Annotated in this window: 10 protein-coding genes; 1 reads left to right on the top strand and 9 read right to left on the bottom strand. The window is 34.8% G+C overall.

The features are described from left to right. Positions 1 to 12 precede the first annotated feature (12 nt). A complete protein-coding gene (locus tag RM519_RS01250) occupies positions 13 to 1,038 on the top strand; it encodes an L-rhamnose/proton symporter RhaT (protein ID WP_311591668.1) in 1,026 nt (341 codons plus the stop codon). Positions 1,039 to 1,179: 141 nt separating this feature from the next. On the opposite strand, the gene RM519_RS01245 is transcribed toward RM519_RS01250, so the two are convergent. From RM519_RS01245 to RM519_RS01205, 9 genes are all read right to left on the bottom strand, one after another. Beyond that, complete coding sequence (locus tag RM519_RS01245) at positions 1,180 to 2,043, bottom strand: AraC family transcriptional regulator (protein WP_311591666.1); 864 nt, start codon at positions 2,041 to 2,043, stop codon at positions 1,180 to 1,182. A 397-nt stretch (positions 2,044 to 2,440) separates the two neighbouring features. Continuing rightward, complete coding sequence (locus RM519_RS01240) at positions 2,441 to 4,315, bottom strand: sulfatase family protein (protein ID WP_311591665.1); 1,875 nt, start codon at positions 4,313 to 4,315, stop codon at positions 2,441 to 2,443. Between the two features lie 22 nt (positions 4,316 to 4,337). Next, positions 4,338 to 5,720 carry a sulfatase-like hydrolase/transferase gene (locus RM519_RS01235; RefSeq protein ID WP_311591664.1) on the bottom strand — a complete coding sequence of 461 codons (1,383 nt, stop codon included), beginning with the start codon at positions 5,718 to 5,720 and terminating at the stop codon, positions 4,338 to 4,340. Positions 5,721 to 5,784: 64 nt separating this feature from the next. Further along, a complete protein-coding gene (locus RM519_RS01230; protein WP_311591663.1) occupies positions 5,785 to 8,154 on the bottom strand; it encodes a glycoside hydrolase family 95 protein in 2,370 nt (789 codons plus the stop codon). Positions 8,155 to 8,212: 58 nt separating this feature from the next. After that, positions 8,213 to 9,793 (bottom strand): sulfatase-like hydrolase/transferase, encoded by a 1,581-nt coding sequence (locus RM519_RS01225; RefSeq protein ID WP_311591662.1) that lies wholly within the window; start codon positions 9,791 to 9,793, stop codon positions 8,213 to 8,215. 7 nt (positions 9,794 to 9,800) lie between these two features. Further along, positions 9,801 to 10,988 (bottom strand): carboxypeptidase-like regulatory domain-containing protein, encoded by a 1,188-nt coding sequence (locus tag RM519_RS01220; protein WP_311591661.1) that lies wholly within the window; start codon positions 10,986 to 10,988, stop codon positions 9,801 to 9,803. A 10-nt stretch (positions 10,989 to 10,998) separates the two neighbouring features. Then, entirely contained in the window at positions 10,999 to 13,566 is a 2,568-nt protein-coding gene (locus RM519_RS01215; RefSeq protein ID WP_311591660.1) for a glycoside hydrolase family 2 protein, read from the bottom strand. A 302-nt stretch (positions 13,567 to 13,868) separates the two neighbouring features. Continuing rightward, positions 13,869 to 15,257 carry a sulfatase-like hydrolase/transferase gene (locus tag RM519_RS01210; RefSeq protein WP_311591659.1) on the bottom strand — a complete coding sequence of 463 codons (1,389 nt, stop codon included), beginning with the start codon at positions 15,255 to 15,257 and terminating at the stop codon, positions 13,869 to 13,871. Positions 15,258 to 15,262: 5 nt separating this feature from the next. Beyond that, positions 15,263 to 18,382, bottom strand: coding sequence for a glycoside hydrolase family 2 TIM barrel-domain containing protein (locus RM519_RS01205; protein ID WP_311591658.1), 3,120 nt, complete (start codon positions 18,380 to 18,382; stop codon positions 15,263 to 15,265). Positions 18,383 to 18,519: the final 137 nt, after the last annotated feature.

The raw sequence follows: 18,519 nt of genomic DNA, 5'->3' as shown, positions 1-18,519 counted from the left end.
ATAACAACGCATATGGAATTTTCATTTTTCCCTTTTTTACTAATCATAATTGCTAGTGTTTTTCAAGGCTCATTTGGACTTGGAATGAAATATATGGCTCCACTTAAATGGGAGTCTTGGTGGTTGATACATGTTACCATAGCCATGATTATTTTACCAATGGCATGGGCATTTATAGCGGTTCCAAATTTAACTGAAGTTTTAAGTCAAACTTTTTCAGACCCCGTAATTCAAAAAGTTGCATACATCGCTATGCTGTTTGGTTTCCTTTGGGGAATTGGAGGAATTTTATTTGGTGTTAGTGTACCCTATATCGGACTTTCTTTGACAATGGGTATTGTTATGGGTCTGGCAGGTTCTGTTGGCGCATTGATTCCTTTACTAAGGATGGAAAATGCAACTTCTACTCCTCAATTTCCTTATGTAATTGCAGGTCTTTTTATTACACTTATAGGGGTAGCAATTACTGCAAAGGCTGGAATAAACAAGGATAAATTAAGTGCTAAAAACACCGGTGAAAAATCTAATATTGTCAAGGGAATTTTAATCGCTGTTGCATGCGGTCTTTTATCTGCATTGTTAAATGTCGGATTTGTTGAAGCTGCTCCAATTGCAAAATTGGCCGAAAGTATGGGGGCACTCGATAGAAATGCAAGTTTAGCCGCTTGGGTTGTTGTTTTAATTGGTGCATTTATTATGAATGCTGGATATGCAATTTATCTATTATTTAAAAACAAAACATGGGGTTCATTCAAGGTTATAAACTCAGCAAAGGCTTACAGATGGGCTATATTAGCCAGCATATTTTGGTTTGGAGCGCTCGGTATATACGGTCAGGGCGCTGCATTAATTGGGCCTATTGGTGGTGTTATTGGCTGGCCAATGCTGCTTGGACTCTCTTTAATAATAAGTAACTTTTGGGCTTATAGAGCCGGAGAATGGAATGGAGCTAAAAAACCGTTTAATCTATTGCTTATAGGATTGATCGTTCTAATTGGAGCGAGTGTTATACTTGGGTACTCAAATAGTGTGGTGTAAATTATTTAAATAATTGGGCTGTCAAAAAGGTGAAAAAATATTGAATTGTCATTCTGAATGGAATGAAGAATCTCCGTTCAATTTGAGATATTTCGACTTCGCTCAATATGACAATTTAAAACCCTTTTTAGAAAGCCTCTTTTATGCGTTCAAATTCATATACTTCCCTTTATATTCACTTGCAGATATTTTTTTCAAATTTTTAAAAATTCTATTAAAGCTAGAAAGAGAATTAAATCCTGTGTCATAGCAAATTTCAGCAATGCTTTTATTACCATTGATAAGTAATTGACACGCCTTATTTACCCGATACTCTCGTATAAATTGAAATGCTGTTTTACCTGTTCTGCTTTTAAAATAGCGACAAAAAGAATTGGTTGTCATAAAGGCTACACCTGCTAAATCTTCTAGAGAGATATCTTTTACATAGTTAGAACTTATATAATTTATAACATTTTGGATCCTATCTTCTCCTTTAGAATTATTCTTTAAATGAAACCCTTCTGTTGCTAAAAACTGATACTCCTTTTCTTCAGATAAGGTGTGCAATACATTAATGAAGTTTACAATTCTATTCACTCCGCTGCTTTCAGACAATTTCATCAAAGGATTTCGGATTTTATCAATAGTGCTTTTAGAAAATACGAGTCCTCTTTTTGAGATATCAATTAGCTTTTTTATTTCTGAAAGCTCTGGCAATGCGAAAATTGAAGACTCCTCTAATAAATCCTTAAATTTTAAAACTATAAAATCTGCTGAGGAATTGACATCCTTTTCTTCATTTTTAAATAAATGAGGTAAGCCTCCTCCAATTAAGACTAACTCTTCTCCAGAAAAATGATCTATATTATCACCAACAATTCTCACTCCTTCCCCCCTTATAGAAAACATTAATTCATGAGATTCATGATAATGCCAGTTATTTCCATAGTAAGGAATCTTCTTTCGTTCTACGTAGAAAGATTCATTTTCAGAGATCTCAGAAGGCTTATATTTCAATTCCATATCAGTTAAATTTATGATCCTTGGATGGGCATTCTACATTACAATTCAATTTTAATTATTCAAAAAATTGATTCCAATAACCTCGTCAATCTAAATACCCACGTTAATTTTAGATCTGTTGTTTTTCCTGATGTAATTTTATTGATTATAGCAACCATATCCTATTGAACAATTTAATTTCAATAGCACATAATAAACATTTACTAACATAAATATTACCATTGTTTTGTCACTAATAGGCTAATCTTCAACAATCGATTGTTCCTTATGAGGTAATTATACAGTTCACAATCAACAAACTAAATCATCTAAAACAATGGCCAGAACATTTGGTTTGACCATAGAAAAAATTAAACTACAAATAATAAGCAGGCAAGCAAAAAAGTTCTTCTCAGTTCTATTTTGAAATACGTGTTAAATATTCAAATCTATTAACCAAAGGAACAGCAGTTTTAATTTCTTCAGAAACTTGATCAAAATTCATAGTTGCTCTATACTTGTTTGGACCATCTGTCATTAGAACCATTGTGTTTGTAATAAGTAAAGATTCTGCAACACTTTCAGATTCCACTAAAATACTTGCCATTTCCTCTAACGGATTTTGAGCACCTGTTAAACCAATAAATTCTAAAGCTCTAATTTTATTGATTCGTTCCGAATCATTATTAGCTATATCTTTAATTATTTGATTAAACTTCTTGGCTTGTTTGCCAAATGTACTGCATACAATAAGTGCCCAATAACGCTCCCAAGGATCATTCGAATTTAAAGCCTTTTCCAGTTTCTTTTTAGAATTTTCAAAAGAGCCTAAACTCAAATCGGCAATTTTAATGTATTTCAAAATGTCCTTTTTATGTTTTTGTCCAAATAGTTCTGGGTTCTGAAATGCATTTTTTATTAAATAATGTTCCGGATAAAAAGAAAGATCTGGCATTGACATTTCATATGCATTTAATCCCTTCCTCATCTTCTGTAAAATAGATTTATACTCTGGATTCTTGGCTAAATTATTAGTTTCATAAGGATCGTTTTCCACATCAAATAACATTTCTGGAGATCTCGACTCATAAAAACTTGCCTGAACTTCATTCAGTTCACCTTTTGCATATAAATCTGCCCATTCTTGAAAAGCCAATTGCTTATAGCGATATTGGTTTAACAATCCATCAAAATTAAATGGCTGGTAATTTCTAATGTATTTGTATTTGCCTTTTCTAAGGGCTCGTACCATATCATATTTTTCATCAAAGCGATCTGCATAACTAAAAGTTTCATCTCTACTATTCACCTCTTTTTCAGAAACATTCATTCCTAAAAATGGTTCACCATCCATATTTTCTGGAATTTCTACACCAGCCAAACTCAAGACTGTTGCCCCAAAATCAACAAAACTCACAAATCCACCTACTTTACCTCCTAGTTTATGAGGAGCCAAATGTTTATACATTTCTGGAATATGCACAACTAAAGGCACATGCAAACCAGTCTCATATAAGTATCCCTTACTTCCTGGAAGTACTCCTCCATGATCCCCGTAATAAAAAATAATGGTATTATCATATAATCCATCATCCTTTAATTGTTGAATTATCGTACCCATTTGGGTATCCATTTGCACTATTTTATCTCTATAGTAAGCGTTGGTATATTTAAACAATTCTGTATCTGGATGATTCGGTTGAACGGTAAATGATTCTAAACTTGTTTGAGTTTTTTTGTTTTTTACGATACCTTTTTTAAAATGAAGTTTACCTTCATGTGTTATACCTGTATTGTATACATGAAAAAAGGGCTGCCCTTTTTTTCTGTTTTTATAAGAAGCCTTGTTTGAAGATTCATCCCAAACATTTTCCTTCTTTTTAAAATTGTAATCTTCCTTATTATTGTTGGTCGTGTAATAACCTGCTTTTCTCAAATATGCTGGAAACATTTCCAAATCTGTAGGCATTGGTACCTTTTGTAATTTTCTATGATAATGTGACGCCAATCTTGGACCATATGTTCCGGAAATAAGCGTTGATCTTGCAGAACTACAAACCGCTGCATTAGAGAATGCTCTTGTATAGGTTAAACCTTGTTCAGCCAAACCCTCAATATTCGGTGTAGCGACTCCGTTATCATTAAACATTTTTAAATAGTGCATAGAATTATCTTCAGACACCAACCAAACTATATTTGGAGGAGGCAATTCCTTCTCTTGTGAATTAACCACAACACTTAATAGTATTCCAATTCCAACAAAAACTCTTCTTAACGCTATACTTTTAACCATCTAAATATTTACTTTAAATTTCTTATTTTTTCCCTTTCTTACTCCACCAATTATCGCTTCCCAAGGTTGGAAAAACTCGATCTTTTAATTCCGAATTCCATTGTTCCCATTCCTTTTGCAACTCTTTCGAGGTTTGCTTAACCTTCACTTTTGAATTGTTCGATTCCGAAACGTCTAAAGACAAATCAAACAATTCCAAATCCTTATGATTATCTTTAATATTCTTTACCAATTTTAGGTTTCCTTTTCGAATAGCCATTGCATTCTGTTCCCATTTTCTCCAAAACAATACATCATGCGGATTACCCTTTTTATTTCCAGTTAAAAAAGGAACTAAATCCACTCCATCTAAAGGACGCTCCTTATTTATCTTAATGTTATTTCGCGCTACTATTGTTGCCATTATATCTAATGAAGACACAGCATTCTTGTACGTTTTTCCCTCAGGAATGTTACCTTTCCATCGCATTGCAAAAGGTACGCGTACACCACCTTCAAATAAATCTCCTTTTAAGCCACGAAGCGGACCATTGTCTGAAGCATTATTATGTGCCCCACCATTATCCGATAAAAAAACAATAATAGTTTCTTCATCTAAACCTTGTTCTTTTAATGCATTTAAAACTCGTCCAACACCATCATCTACAGCGCTTACCATAGCGGCATAAGTTTTTCTTTTTTTGTCCTTAATATTTGGAAATCGAGCTAAATATTTTTCTGTTGCTTGCAGTGGTGTATGTGGTGCATTGTATGCCAGGTACAACATAAAGTGCTGATCGTTTCTTGCTTGCTTGTTAATATAGCTAACCGCGGCATCACTCAATTCATCTGTTAAATAATCATCCGTTTCAACAACAGAATGATTCTCTTTAATTTTGGTTTTATACCAGCCCCATTTGGATGTTACATCTGATAAATCATTGTAAATTAATTGATCGTGGTAGTAATTATGACCTCCTGAAAGAAAGCCGTAGAAATAATCAAAGCCTCTTTCTAAAGGATGAAAAACTGCATTGGTACCCATATGCCATTTACCTACAATTGCACTATTATATTCGGCTTTTCGTAAAACTTGGGCTATAGTCTCTTCTTCAACCGGTAAACCCGCAATCGGGTTGTTTGGATCTATAGATGGATTGGTGGTAAAACCAAATCGATCTTGATAGCGCCCGGTTAACAAACCAGCTCTACTAGGTCCACATACTGGAAACGAGACATATCCTTCATCGAATCTCACTCCTTCGTTAGCGATGATATCAATATTAGGTGTTGGAATATCTTTACAACCATTAAATCCAACATCTGCCCAACCCATATCATCTGTCATAATTATGATTAAGTTTGGTTTTTTTTGAGCAATTCCTAGATAGGATATTAACAGAATTACGTATAGACTTTTTTTCATTTCATATGTGTTTTTTTCATATTCAAAGTAATTTCATTCTTAAATTACTATTTACCGAAAAACTCTAATTAATTTCGTTAAGCACTTCGTCAAGATTTAGTTCTTGATTCGGTTTTAATCTAAATGATTTTATATTGTTTCCATATTTAATCGAAACATCACTTTCATTAACAGTATGAACTTTTGCTGAGACTAACTTTCCATCTCTCCATTCAACACTTACTTCAAAACCGCCTCTGGCTTTTAATCCTTTTACACTTCCATTTTTCCATGCTGCTGGTAAAGCAGGAAGCAATTCAATACTTCCAGTATGTGACTGCAATAACATTTCTGCCATTCCTGCTGCTCCTCCCATATTTCCATCTAACTGAAATGGCGGGTGTCCGCATAGTAAATTGGTATACGTTCCACCTATCATTCCACCTTTTTTAGTATCTATGGGTTGCAATAATCTACGGTATAATTTATAGGCGCGCTCTCCATCTTTAAGTCTCGACCAAAAATTAACTTTCCAAGCCAATGACCATCCAGTTCCGTCATCGCCACGAGCATTCAAACTAACTTTTGCTGCCTCAGCGAAATCAGGAGTCTTTTCTACCGATATTTGTTTACCAGGGTGAAATGCATATAAATGAGAAACGTGGCGGTGCTTGCTTTTCGGATCATCTACATCTTCTTTCCATTCTTGTAATTGTCCCCAACTTCCAATGGTTGGTGGTGCAATTTTTTCTTGAATTGATTTTGCTTCTTTTCTAAACTCCTCATCAACACCCAAAATCTCGCTTGCAGCGATGCTATTATTTAATAAATCCCACGCAATTTGGTGATCCATAGAAGCTCCTCTTGAAATGCCACCATGTTCTGGAGAATACGAAGGCGAAGAAACTAAATAGCCGTTTTCATCTTCTATTAAATAATCAATCCAAAATAACGCCGCCTCTTTCATCATAGGATATGCTGTTTCCTTTAAGAATTTTTTGTCTTGGGTAAATTCGTATTGCTCCCAAAGGTGTTGACATAACCATCCTGCGCCACCTGGATAGAATCCCCATGGAAAATTCCACCCCGGAGAGGTATACCCAAAAGGATTATTCATGGTGTTAACAATCCACCCACGTGTATTAAAGAATTCCTTTGCAGATATCCTTCCTGGCTCGACTAAAGTTTCCATATAATCGAACAATGGTACATGGCACTCACTCAAGTTTGCAACTTCGGCTGGCCAGTATAGCATTTGCTGATTGATATTCATATGATAGTCATTAGCCCAAGCCGGATTTGTACTATTATTCCACTTTCCTTGTAAATTCAATGGCATACTTCCTGGACGAGATGCAGAGATCATTAAATAACGACTGTATTGAAAATACAATTCTTCCAATCCGGCATCTGTTAACCCTTTTGAATATTCAAATAAACGTTTGCCCGTTGTAATGCTATCTCTTTTGTTATCACCCAAATCAAGTTCAACACGATCAAAAAGGTTACTAAAATCATGTTGATGCTCCGTTCGTAAGGCATCAAATGATTTTCCTTCAATATTCTCTAATGTTTTTATATTCGCAGCCACATAATCATTACCCTTATAAGTTGGGTAATTTGTTGTATAGTCCGTTGCTGCTGCGTGATACATATTCACATACTTTGCGCTAGAAACTATTAGTTCCCCGTCTTTAAATTCAATAGTACCGTCGGTTTCAAATTTTATACGTGTTTCAAACTCCATTCCATTGTCTTCAACATGACCTTGAAATGAATAGGTTGCATTTGAGAATGATTCAGTATTCTTAATATGCGGAGTTTTGTATGTCAAAGAATAGTCAGTAGCAGTATTACTTTCGAATCTGTATATCATGGTTTTAGACGGGTAACTTGCGAAATAAGTCCGCGAATATTGAGTATCTCCAATAGTGTAACTCACACGACCTTCTGCATTTTCAATATCCAGTTCACGAATGTAATCAGAAACCTCTCCTTCATGTTTTACTTCTATAAATAGATCGCCCATGGTTTGCTGAGCGCCATAATTACCAAAAGATGATTTTGAATCTGGATCTTTATACATAGAACCCGTTAATTCTCGGTTTGCCAATTCATGGGCTTCGTCCATTTTACCTTCATCGAGCAAACGGCGAACTTCTGCTAGGTGTTTCCAAGCATCTTTCTTTATACCATAGTTATATTCATCGCCACTTCCTGGTCCACCGCTCCAAAGCGTTCCTTCAGCAAACTGAATTTGCTCTTTTTCAATACCACCAAAAAACATGGTTCCCATAAAACCATTACCAATAGGCAAGGCTTCAGACTGCCAATCTGTAGCTGGTTGGTTATACCATAACTTTAGGTGATCGGTTTGATCTTGAGTTCCTTTTTGACTGCAAGATGTCAAACTTAAAATAAATAATATGGCAACTAATTTGATAGTATAATTCATGTTTTTGACTTTGTATTATTGTTTGTTATTTTTTTTGAAACTCTAATTAATTTTTAATTTAAATATTGGGTGTTTCTAAAATACCAGATTGATAAGAAAACCATCCGTTTTTTATATCACCGTTACATGCTTTTATTAGTTCTATTTTTAATCGTTCAAGTTTTTCTGGGTGATTTTCAGACAACTCCATATCTTCTCTATAATCATCTGGTAAGTAATAAAGTTGATAGATGTCTTTTGGACCATAGTATCGTAGTTTCCATCCATCCTGTGTAACCAATGCTGGTCCTTGAAATGAAGAATACACAATAAAATCATGAACTTTCCCTGATTTTTCTCCTAATAATTCGGGTAAATACGAAAGTCCATCTTTTTCGTTTGATAAATCAACGTTTAATAAATCTGCAAAAGTGTTCATCATATCATAATTGGCTACTTTGGTATGTATTGTTTTCCCTTCTTCAAGTTTACCCGGCCAATTATAGATAAGAGGTACTCTAACAGCGCCCTCCCAATTATCTCGTTTCATACCGGCCATACCATCGTTTCCATTAAACACATCACCAACTAACTCACTATAATATTTAGTGTGTACATTGTCGAAATTTTTACCGGTTTGCATGTTTAACATCGGTTTGTTGATTTTATCTTCTGACGGATAATAAATTTCATGCCCATTATCACCAGAGAAAACAATGATGGTGTTCTCATATAAGCCAAGTGTTTTTAATTCTTCAACAAGTATACCTACATGATCATCTAGCATTTTAACCATGGATGCGTAGGTTTTTTCTATTTCAGTCAGTTCGTTATTAGATTTAAAGTCAGGATGAATTTCTGGTATTGATGAAGGCCCATGTGGTAATTGGGTAGGATGGTACAAGAAAAAACTGCTGTCTTTATTTTTTCTGAGGAAGCCAATCATTTTATCCAAAAACAAATTCTGAGAATATTGTTTCTTTCCTTCCATATTCCATCGATCTTCATAACCTCCGTTTTTGTCCCATTCAGCAGTTTTTCCACAATCCGCTCTTGTGTTTCCTTCAATCATGACCATTTCACCATTTTCGAATAAAAACGGAGGATAGAAACCATGGCAACGTTGATGGTCGTAATAACCATAATAGTAATCCCAGCCATGCCTTTTCAACTGTTTGTGTGTTGTGGCAAAACCCCAATCCAATTTTCCCACTTGAGCAGTTACATACCCTGCCTGTTTAAATACTTCAGGAAGGAAAACTTCATTTTCTGGAACAGGAGTTGCCTGTTTATCGTATGCATTCTCTACCTGTTCTCGCGTGTATTTATCTCGCGTAATATCTGAATATAAACCTGCTCTGGAAATTTCCCATTTGTCAGTGTGCAAATCGTGATAACCCGTTAATAAACTAGCACGTGCTGGCGAACAAAACATACCTCCATAAGCACTTTCAAAACGAACACCTGTTTCTGCCAATTTATCTATGTTGGGTGTTTGTATTATTTTTTGACCTTCGTGAGATAGCAATCCTCGTCCTAAATCATCCGCATAAATTAGGATAACATTTGGCGAACTTTTCTCATCACCTAACTTTTTCTTACATCCTGAAACGATCAAGGTGAATACAATAAAAAGGAATATGCTATCGAACTTTACCATTGGAAATCTATTTATTAACCAAGTTATATTGCTTCTCTAAAGGCACCCCATAGTTTTCTTCCAACTCCTGCTTTATTTTTTTATAAAATGCTGTATCTGGAGGTAAACTCAAATTTTTCCAAAAAATAGGGTGATACGGCAGTACAACTTCGTTCATGTCCTTATTATGTTCTTCATAGCTTTGAGCCGTGAATTTTTTTTTATCCGTCTCTACACTTAAAACGATTGCTTCGTGTTTAATTGCAGAATGTATAAATGGTTTCTTTAGTTTCAGTCCTTTTTGATAGAACTCTGAAATTTTCTTTTGACCTCCGTACTCACGTTTATGATAACTGAGGTATAATTTTCCATCAGCATTTTTCACATATTGATACACGGAATTTCCAACGGAGTTTTCAATTCTATAAATATTGTTAGTATCAAATCCGATATATAAAATAGTTTTATTCTTTTTACCCTTTCCGGACGTCTTTTTTGTTCCTTCCAAAATCATAACATCTTCACCATCATAGGTAGTGTCATCAACTTTTACCCAATCCATACTTTTCAAAGAGCCATGATATCCGGTTAAGGGGTTTAGGCTTACCATATATACCGCGGCATGGTCCCATTGCTTTTCAGGAGCGATTCGATAATCAGCAGATACACGTGCCTCATTTACTTGCAATCTTGAAATAGCACTTTTTGGCCCTTTATAAACAAAGGACATATAATGCTCAACAAAAAACTTTGATACATTTTGCTCAACTGAAGCCCTACGATAAATAAGTTTCAATTCATGATTATCGCTAATAAATGTATTTTTTGATTCCTTTAGCGCTTCAGCAACATAATCCTTCGATTTTGAAGCACTCATAACTTCTACCGTTTCTAAACTAGTTACGGCATCCTGTAAGGTGATTGTAGCAATATCCTGCTGCATAAAATCTTCAATTTTTACCGTAAATGTTTTAAAACCCATACTTGAAACTACCAAAGTTTCCTGTAAATTGGAATTATCAAGTGCTAAATAGAACTTCCCTTCTTCCGTACTTGTGGTTCCTATTTGCTTGGTTGGAATATGAACTGAAACATACGGAATTGGATTTCCTTGGCTATCGTTAATAACGCCCTCTATTTCTAATTTATTCTGAGATAAACCCTCATAAAATGACAGGGTTAAAATCAAAAAAACAACTCTAGTTACAATCTTCATTATTTATTATTTAATTCGTATTTCCAAACACTTCAAATTCTCCTATTACAAGAGGATCATTAACATTCTTTGGATTTAAATTAATTCTTAAAAAACGCACTTTAGAAGTATCTTCTATTTTACGAATGGTTTCTTTTAAATGTTGATATGTATTCTCATCTATAAGAATCCAGTCTTTTTTATTAAGTGATGTTGCAATAGAAATTTCACCACTAAAGGCATTCACAAAATTAAGTTCAACCCGATCTACATCATAAAAGTTTTCCATATCTAATTCCCACCAAACACTACCATTTTCTATACTTGGCTTCCACTTGGTCCACTTATGACCATCGTTTGCTAAAGAAGGCAGACTATTACTTGTAGAATTTGTTCGCGTGGGTCTTGTATCAGAAACCTTAACAGGCTCTCCTTTCTCAATAGCCTTTAACAATCTGTAATCGGTATAAATTCTATCCTTAACTAAAGGTGTTTTTCCTTCAACAAATGTAGGCTCTCCAGTTATTATAATTTCAATTTGTGCAGATGCCAAGCCTTCCGAAGTTGCTTCAATTACGGTTTTACCACCTTCATAACTACGGAACTCTATAGCTGCATGACCATCTAAAATCTGAATATCATTATAGGTGGTTTCCTTAAAAGTAATGCTTCTTCCGGTTGGGAATTCACCTGGTCCTGAAATAATCGTCAGCGTAACATCTGGACTATTTGAAATATGCTTTCCGTTTTCTCCAATTACCTTCACGTTAATATGTGTATCGTCCGTAGCATCCGTTCCATGAATTGTTGTTTTATCTGCAAAAAGTTTTAAACTTTTAGGAGTTCCTTCCACAGGCCATTCTGGCGGAGCAATTCCGTTAAAATAGTTTCTGTACCAATACCAAGATCGTTTTGGGATTCTAAAGAAATCTACAATTCCCATTTCACCCATATTTACTGCAATACTACCATGGTCGAAACCACACCATATTGCATGACCACTGCGCCATTCTGGTTTTTCGCCATCGGCTATATGACTCGTCCAACACGGGGTGTAGTCACCCGGACGATCCGTTACACAAGAACCATATTCACTTACCATATTTGGCATTCCAGGATTTTTATATAAGGTGGCTCCATCTCCATTATACCCTGCAATATCTCCTAAAACATCTACATCTCTTCGCTGCGCGCCACCAATCATAGCGAGTCGAGATGGGTCCAACTCATGTGACAATTCTACTAATTCTGATAAAAGTTCCTTCATTGGCTCCATGACTTCATTAGCCGTGAAAAATGGCTCATTACTCATGCTCCAAGCAATAACAGAAGGACTGTTTCTGTTAATTTGAATCAACTCTTCAAGAGTCATCGCTGCACTTTTATTATAGGCCTCCATATCTTCTTCATGAATTGGGTAGGTACTTGAATTCCAATAACCATCATCTACAAAACCACCAATTCCCCAAACACAGTTTTCAGGCAAGAACATGAGTCCAAGTTCGTCGCAAACTTGTGTAAAGTAAGGATGATGTGGATAATGAGAACCACGAATTAAATTGAATCCGGCATCTTTCATCAGTTTTAAATCACGATAAATTCCGGCTTTGGTTACGGCATCTCCCCAACCAGCATGATCTTGATGTACGTTTACACCTTCCAAATAAACATGTTCGCCGTTTAAGAAAAACCCCTTATCAGCCGTCCATTCTGTCCATCTAAAACCAAAAGTAGATTCGTAGTTATCTACCAACACATCATTTTCATAGATGTAAGTAAGTGCCTTGTATAAGTTGGGTGCATCTGGTGACCATAATTTAGGATCATTAATTTCTTTACTCAATTGATCAACGTCAACCATAGCACCCGCATCAATCGTTTGCTCAGAAAGCATTTCGGTTATTACTTGATCAGAATCATCAACAATAACAGTTTTTAAAGTGAACTTTTTTAATGACTTGCTTTTATTTTCTATGGTTGTTTTAACATTAACTACCGCTTTTTCTTTATTCACCACAGGAGTAGAAACGAAAGTACCGTTCCATACAACATGCAAAGGAGTGGTTATATTAAGATAAACATCTCTGTAAATACCACCACTAAAAACATGCTCTCCTGCTCTAGGTGCTAATTGCGCATCCCATAGATTATTGACACGTACTGCTAAAAGATTTTCACCTTTTTTTACGGCTTTTGAGATATCAATCGTAAATCCAGTATATCCACCTCTATGCTCACCAACTTTGTCTCCATTCAGGAAAATCTCTGCAACTTGGAAAACACCGTCAAATTCTAGGCTTATATTTTGACCGATCCAATTCTCATCTATTTGTAATGATTTCTGGTACCAACCATAACCTTCGTAAAAACTTTCGGAGCGGAAATAAGGAATACTAAAACTATGAGGTAATCCTACTCTTTCCCATTTCGAACCTTCAGATACTTCTGCAGAGAAATCATCTGTTTCAGAACTAAAGGTAAATTTCCATTCGCGGTTGATATTATTTTTGAGCCTTACTTTCGCTTCCTTTTCAAGATTTGTACATGAAAATAAACTGATCAAAAGGATTGCTATTGGAATAAATAAAAGGTTTTTCATTCTATGCTAATTGTGTGATTTTAGTTTGTTCAATTTTGACTATCTAATTGAGCCGAAAATTAACCAAAGCATAGCGATTTTTATGACACAAATAGAACTGATTAATGGCATAAAAAAGACTAACTGAACAAATAATAGAAAACCCACTTATTTCTAATAAACTCTTACTCAAGACTCCACTCACTATGCCATTTAATTTATCTAATCAAAGTTCTCCAGGTTTAAATTTTTCAATTGATTTACCGCAATAGGTAAATAAAATTACGCTTAGAATTATGATGATATTTCGAAAATGCATTTTTTTATTTCTGTTGTTCTAATTGGTAATCCCTGTCATACAAGTCCACCTGATTTCTTCGCCAAGGGTTTCCTTCCAAATACAATACTTGAGGAGCAGAAACATCCCAATCTCCTAATTCCTTTAATAATTCTGAAACCATATCCCAATTCTCGCTTGCCACGTTATGTTGTTCTGACGGATCTTTATCTATATTAAACAAGAGTGGTAAACGATCTGGTAAACGAACTAATTTCCAGTTTCCTTTCCGGATTCCTGCACTAATTGTAAACCTCCACATTAAAGTTTCATGTGGATTCCCGTTAATTTTTTGTGTGATATATGGATAAATATTAATACCGTCTAACTTATCTTCCTCATCAATTGACCCGCCTGCTAAAGCGACAAAAGTTGGTGTTAAATCTAGCGCTGTGATGGTTTTATTATAAACACCTCTTTTCAGTTTTTCTGGATGAGAAATAATGAATGGAACTCTAATCCCTCCTTCTAATAAGATTCCTTTCTGTCCGTTAAAAGGAGCGTTAATAGAAGCATTATTTGTGCATGGCCCACCATTATCACTTAAAAATACAACAACTGTGTTTTCATAAATTCCTTGCTTTTTTAATTCAGCCATAATTCGTCCAACATTTACATCCAAACGATGCACCATTCCCGCATAAGTTCGACGTTTTTCATCTTTGATATGTTCGTATAACTTTAAATCTTCTTTGGTTGCTTGCATAGGGGCATGTGGCGCATTAAATGAGGCATAAAGGAAAAATGGTTCATCTTTATGGCGTTTAATAAAATCTACACACTCGTCTCCCTTATCATCGGTGATGTATGTTATCGGTTGTGGTATTTTGTAATTAGAAATGATCGGCCTACTGTATCTTGAGTTATTTGTGGGTTCAGGAAAATAATTATGCCCTCCTGCTAAATACCCCCAAAACTCTTGAAAACCTCTATTGGTTGGATGAAATTTTTCTACTTCACCCAAATGCCATTTCCCTATTAATCCGTTTACATAACCTAATTCCGTCAAACGTTCCGAGAGCATTTTTTCTTCTACAGGTACCCCCACATAATTTTCATCAAATTGAGGTAAATCCACTATTGGGTTGTTGTCAAAACCAAAATTCACTTGGTTTTTACCAGTCATCAATCCCGCCCTTGAAGGACCACAAACTGGAGCAGATACATAGCCTTCTGTAAAAATCACACCATCTTTAGCCAAGGCATCAATATGAGGTGTCTTAATTTGTTTACTTCCGGTATAACCCAGATCACCATAACCCAAATCATCAGCTAAAATGATGATAAAATTTGGTTTCTCCGATTTTGATTGTGCTTGCAAGTTAACCGTTAAGATTAAGCAAAGCGCACTTAAAATTAGTATAACATGTTTCATATCTTCTATTTCTTATTATTAAAATTCATTCTTAAACGATAACTTTTATCGCAGATATCATTAAAATATTTCTCCATCGGTATTGGACCACAACTGCCATTACCCAGAGCACCATGATCAAAATCTATATTTAAAATATTAAAATCATTCGCTTTTAGCTGATGAGGATGTGTTGCCTTATTTAATTGACTAGTTGTATATTTTCTAAATGAGAAGTTTAATGGAGTACTACCTTTAAATCTCAATCCGTTTCCTGTTTTATCAGAAACATGTGCCCAACGAATGTCCGATTTATTTCCATTTTCTTGAGGCCGTGCATAATTCACGAAATGCTCATTTATAGCTGCCGAGTACATTCCCATTTGCATTCCCGTGTTTCTATCTTTATAAGAACTACCTGGGCCTTTTCCATACCAAGTACTTTCTGAAATAGATTTGTTTAATTTTATTTCGTAACCAATTCTCGGAAACGTAAATGGCTTTCTTTCTCCCAAATAATCTACATTCAAATCTATATCTATCACTCCGTTCCCATGTATGGTATATTTTTCAAGGGTTGTAAATCCATTGGTATGTCCAATTGTTTGATGTTTTTTATTTACATAAATTACTATTCTGTCATCCAAAATAGCAGATTTCACATCTCCAGTTGTCGTTTGTAAATTATGTAAATCAATAGCATCCCATGTTTTTCTGGTTTCAGGTCTTTTGTCATTATCAATATAGGCTCTTGTAAATGCCAAATCAAAACTGCCATCGACCACTATTTCACCATTTTTAATAAGTTTTGTGATGGCACCTAAGGATTTATCAAAATCTAAATATCCATTATTAAATTCAATGGTAATCATATTATCTTTTTCTTGAACTAATACTTTCTCTTTACTATTTATTTCTTCGAATTCTAAATTTGCTTCTTCAATCATAAACTCTTCCCAAGCAGCGACATGACCTGCATCAGCCCAAGCTGTTTTACTTTTGGTTTTTGCTTGAATTTGAAGTACAACTTCTTTGTTTCTCGAAAATTCAAAAGATTTCAACTGAAAAATATTTTTTTCTCCAGCTTTTAAGGCAACGGTTATATTACCCTTCTTCACTTCTTTACCATTTTCTAATAATTGCCATTCAAAGTTGAATGCATTCAAATTAGTCTCAAAATACTTGTTTGTAATTTCAACCAACCCTTTTTGGCTATCTACCCATTTAAATGCAATATTCTGATAGGCTTTTTTAACTTCTATAGTTTTCGGAGTTACCGTTAAATCAGCCATCATAATCCCGTTCATACAAAAATTTCCATCGTTTGGTGTATCACCAAAATCTCCACCATACGCCCAATAATAATCGCTTTCAGGTTTTAGACATTCGGCGTGTGCCTGCGCTACATCTTGTATTTGGCTTCCGTACTTCCCATCAACACTTTTGGTGATTCCTTGATCAGACCAATCCCAAATGCAACCACCAATAAGCCCAGGGTACTTCTCAAAAACATTAATATATTCCTGTAAATTCCCAACACTGTTACCCATTGCATGTGCATACTCGTTCAATAAAAATGGTTTATCCAAATTCATTTTACCAATATGCTCCATATCCTCTACAGATTGATACCTTCCAAATTTGTGCTTTTTACCACCTTTCCAAATTCCACCACCATATGTATCAAATGAGATTGGTGCTTCTGAAGAATGATAATGTGTAGGCCTTGTGGTATCAATTTCTTTAGTTCGTTTTTGCATTGCTGTCATGTTAATCCCATTGCCTGCTTCATTTCCAAAAGACCACATAATAACACTTGGATGATTCTTATCTCTTTGCACCATTGCCTCCATCCGCTCTACATGTGCTTTTTGCCAAGTTGGTTGCTTGGCTAGTGATTCTGGGCCATATTTCATGCCATGAGATTCTACATTGGCTTCATCAATTATAAGCATTCCGTATTCATCGCAAAGCTTATAAAAGTATGGAGACGCAGGATAGTGCGCTGTTCTAACAGTATTAATGTTGTTTTGCTTTAAGAGTTTTAATGTTTTTTCCATTCGCTCTCTAGGAATGTGCTTTCCATGAATAGGATCGTGCTCTATAACATTAACACCTTTAATTAGAATTGGCTCTCCATTTAATAGCAATTCGTGATTTTTAGATATTGAAACTTCTCTAAAACCAATATCCGTTTGAATCTGATCAACAATATTATTGTTCTTCAATAAATCTAGTTTCAATAACGAAAGGTTAGGTGATTCATGCGACCACAATCTTATGTTTTCAAGCTCTTTGTTAAATTCAATAACGGCTTCACTTATATTAAGTTTTTTATTAATTCTTTCTGCCCCAGCGCTATCAAATAATTCAATTGACAATGTATAATCATCAAGAGGTAATTCTATACTATTATTCAAAAATAATGAAAGGTTAAACTTTGCCCCATTTTCAGTTAGAGGCGTTGTTACGAAATAATCTTTAAAGTGAACTTCATTCTTTTGAACTAAAAACACATCTCTAAATATACCACTCATTCTCCATCCATCTTGGTCTTCTAAATAACTACCATCACTCCATTTAAACACTTGCATTTTTAATGTATTTTGGCCTTTTTTTACATATTTAGAAATAATAAATTGGGCTGGAGACCAACTGTCTTGGCTGTAGCCCACCTTTTCACCATTTATCCATAAATAAAAGGCAGAAGCTACACTTTCAAATCTTACAAAAGTTTCTTTTAAACTTGTTTCATTAATGGTAAAAGTAGTTTGATAAAGTCCAACCGGATTACCATTTTGACCAGCGATAAAAGGTGGATTCTTATCGAATGGATACACAATATTTGTATAAATAGGTTGCCCATACCCTTGCATTTCCCATGCTGCTGGTACTGAAATTTTATCCCATTTTTTTGGAGTGATATTTTTCGGCACTTCACTAACATCGTTATAAAAAGCAAAATCCCAAATTCCGTTTAATAAAGTTACATCGTCAGAATCGTCATCATAAAACAATGTAGCACTTGGCTCTTCTTTATTTATTTGAGTAACCTTTTCGTTTTCCCAATCCTTATTTAAGGATTGACTATAAACTAATTGAATGCTTATTACTCCTAATAGTAAAAGCGCTTTTTTTAATTTCATTTTTTAATGTGTTCATTTCAATTATGAGATGCATTAATGCGCTCAATATTCATTTGTAAAATTCTTGAATATATTTTCAATTTCGGTGGTCATAGGGTTCATTATCTAGGAAATTGAGGTCAAATGAGTATTTCTTT

The sequence above is a fragment of the Urechidicola vernalis genome (assembly GCF_031846385.1).
Lineage (GTDB): Bacteria > Bacteroidota > Bacteroidia > Flavobacteriales > Flavobacteriaceae > Urechidicola > Urechidicola vernalis.
Note: the sequence above shows the minus strand (reverse complement) of the source record. Positions and strands in the feature narration are given on the sequence as shown.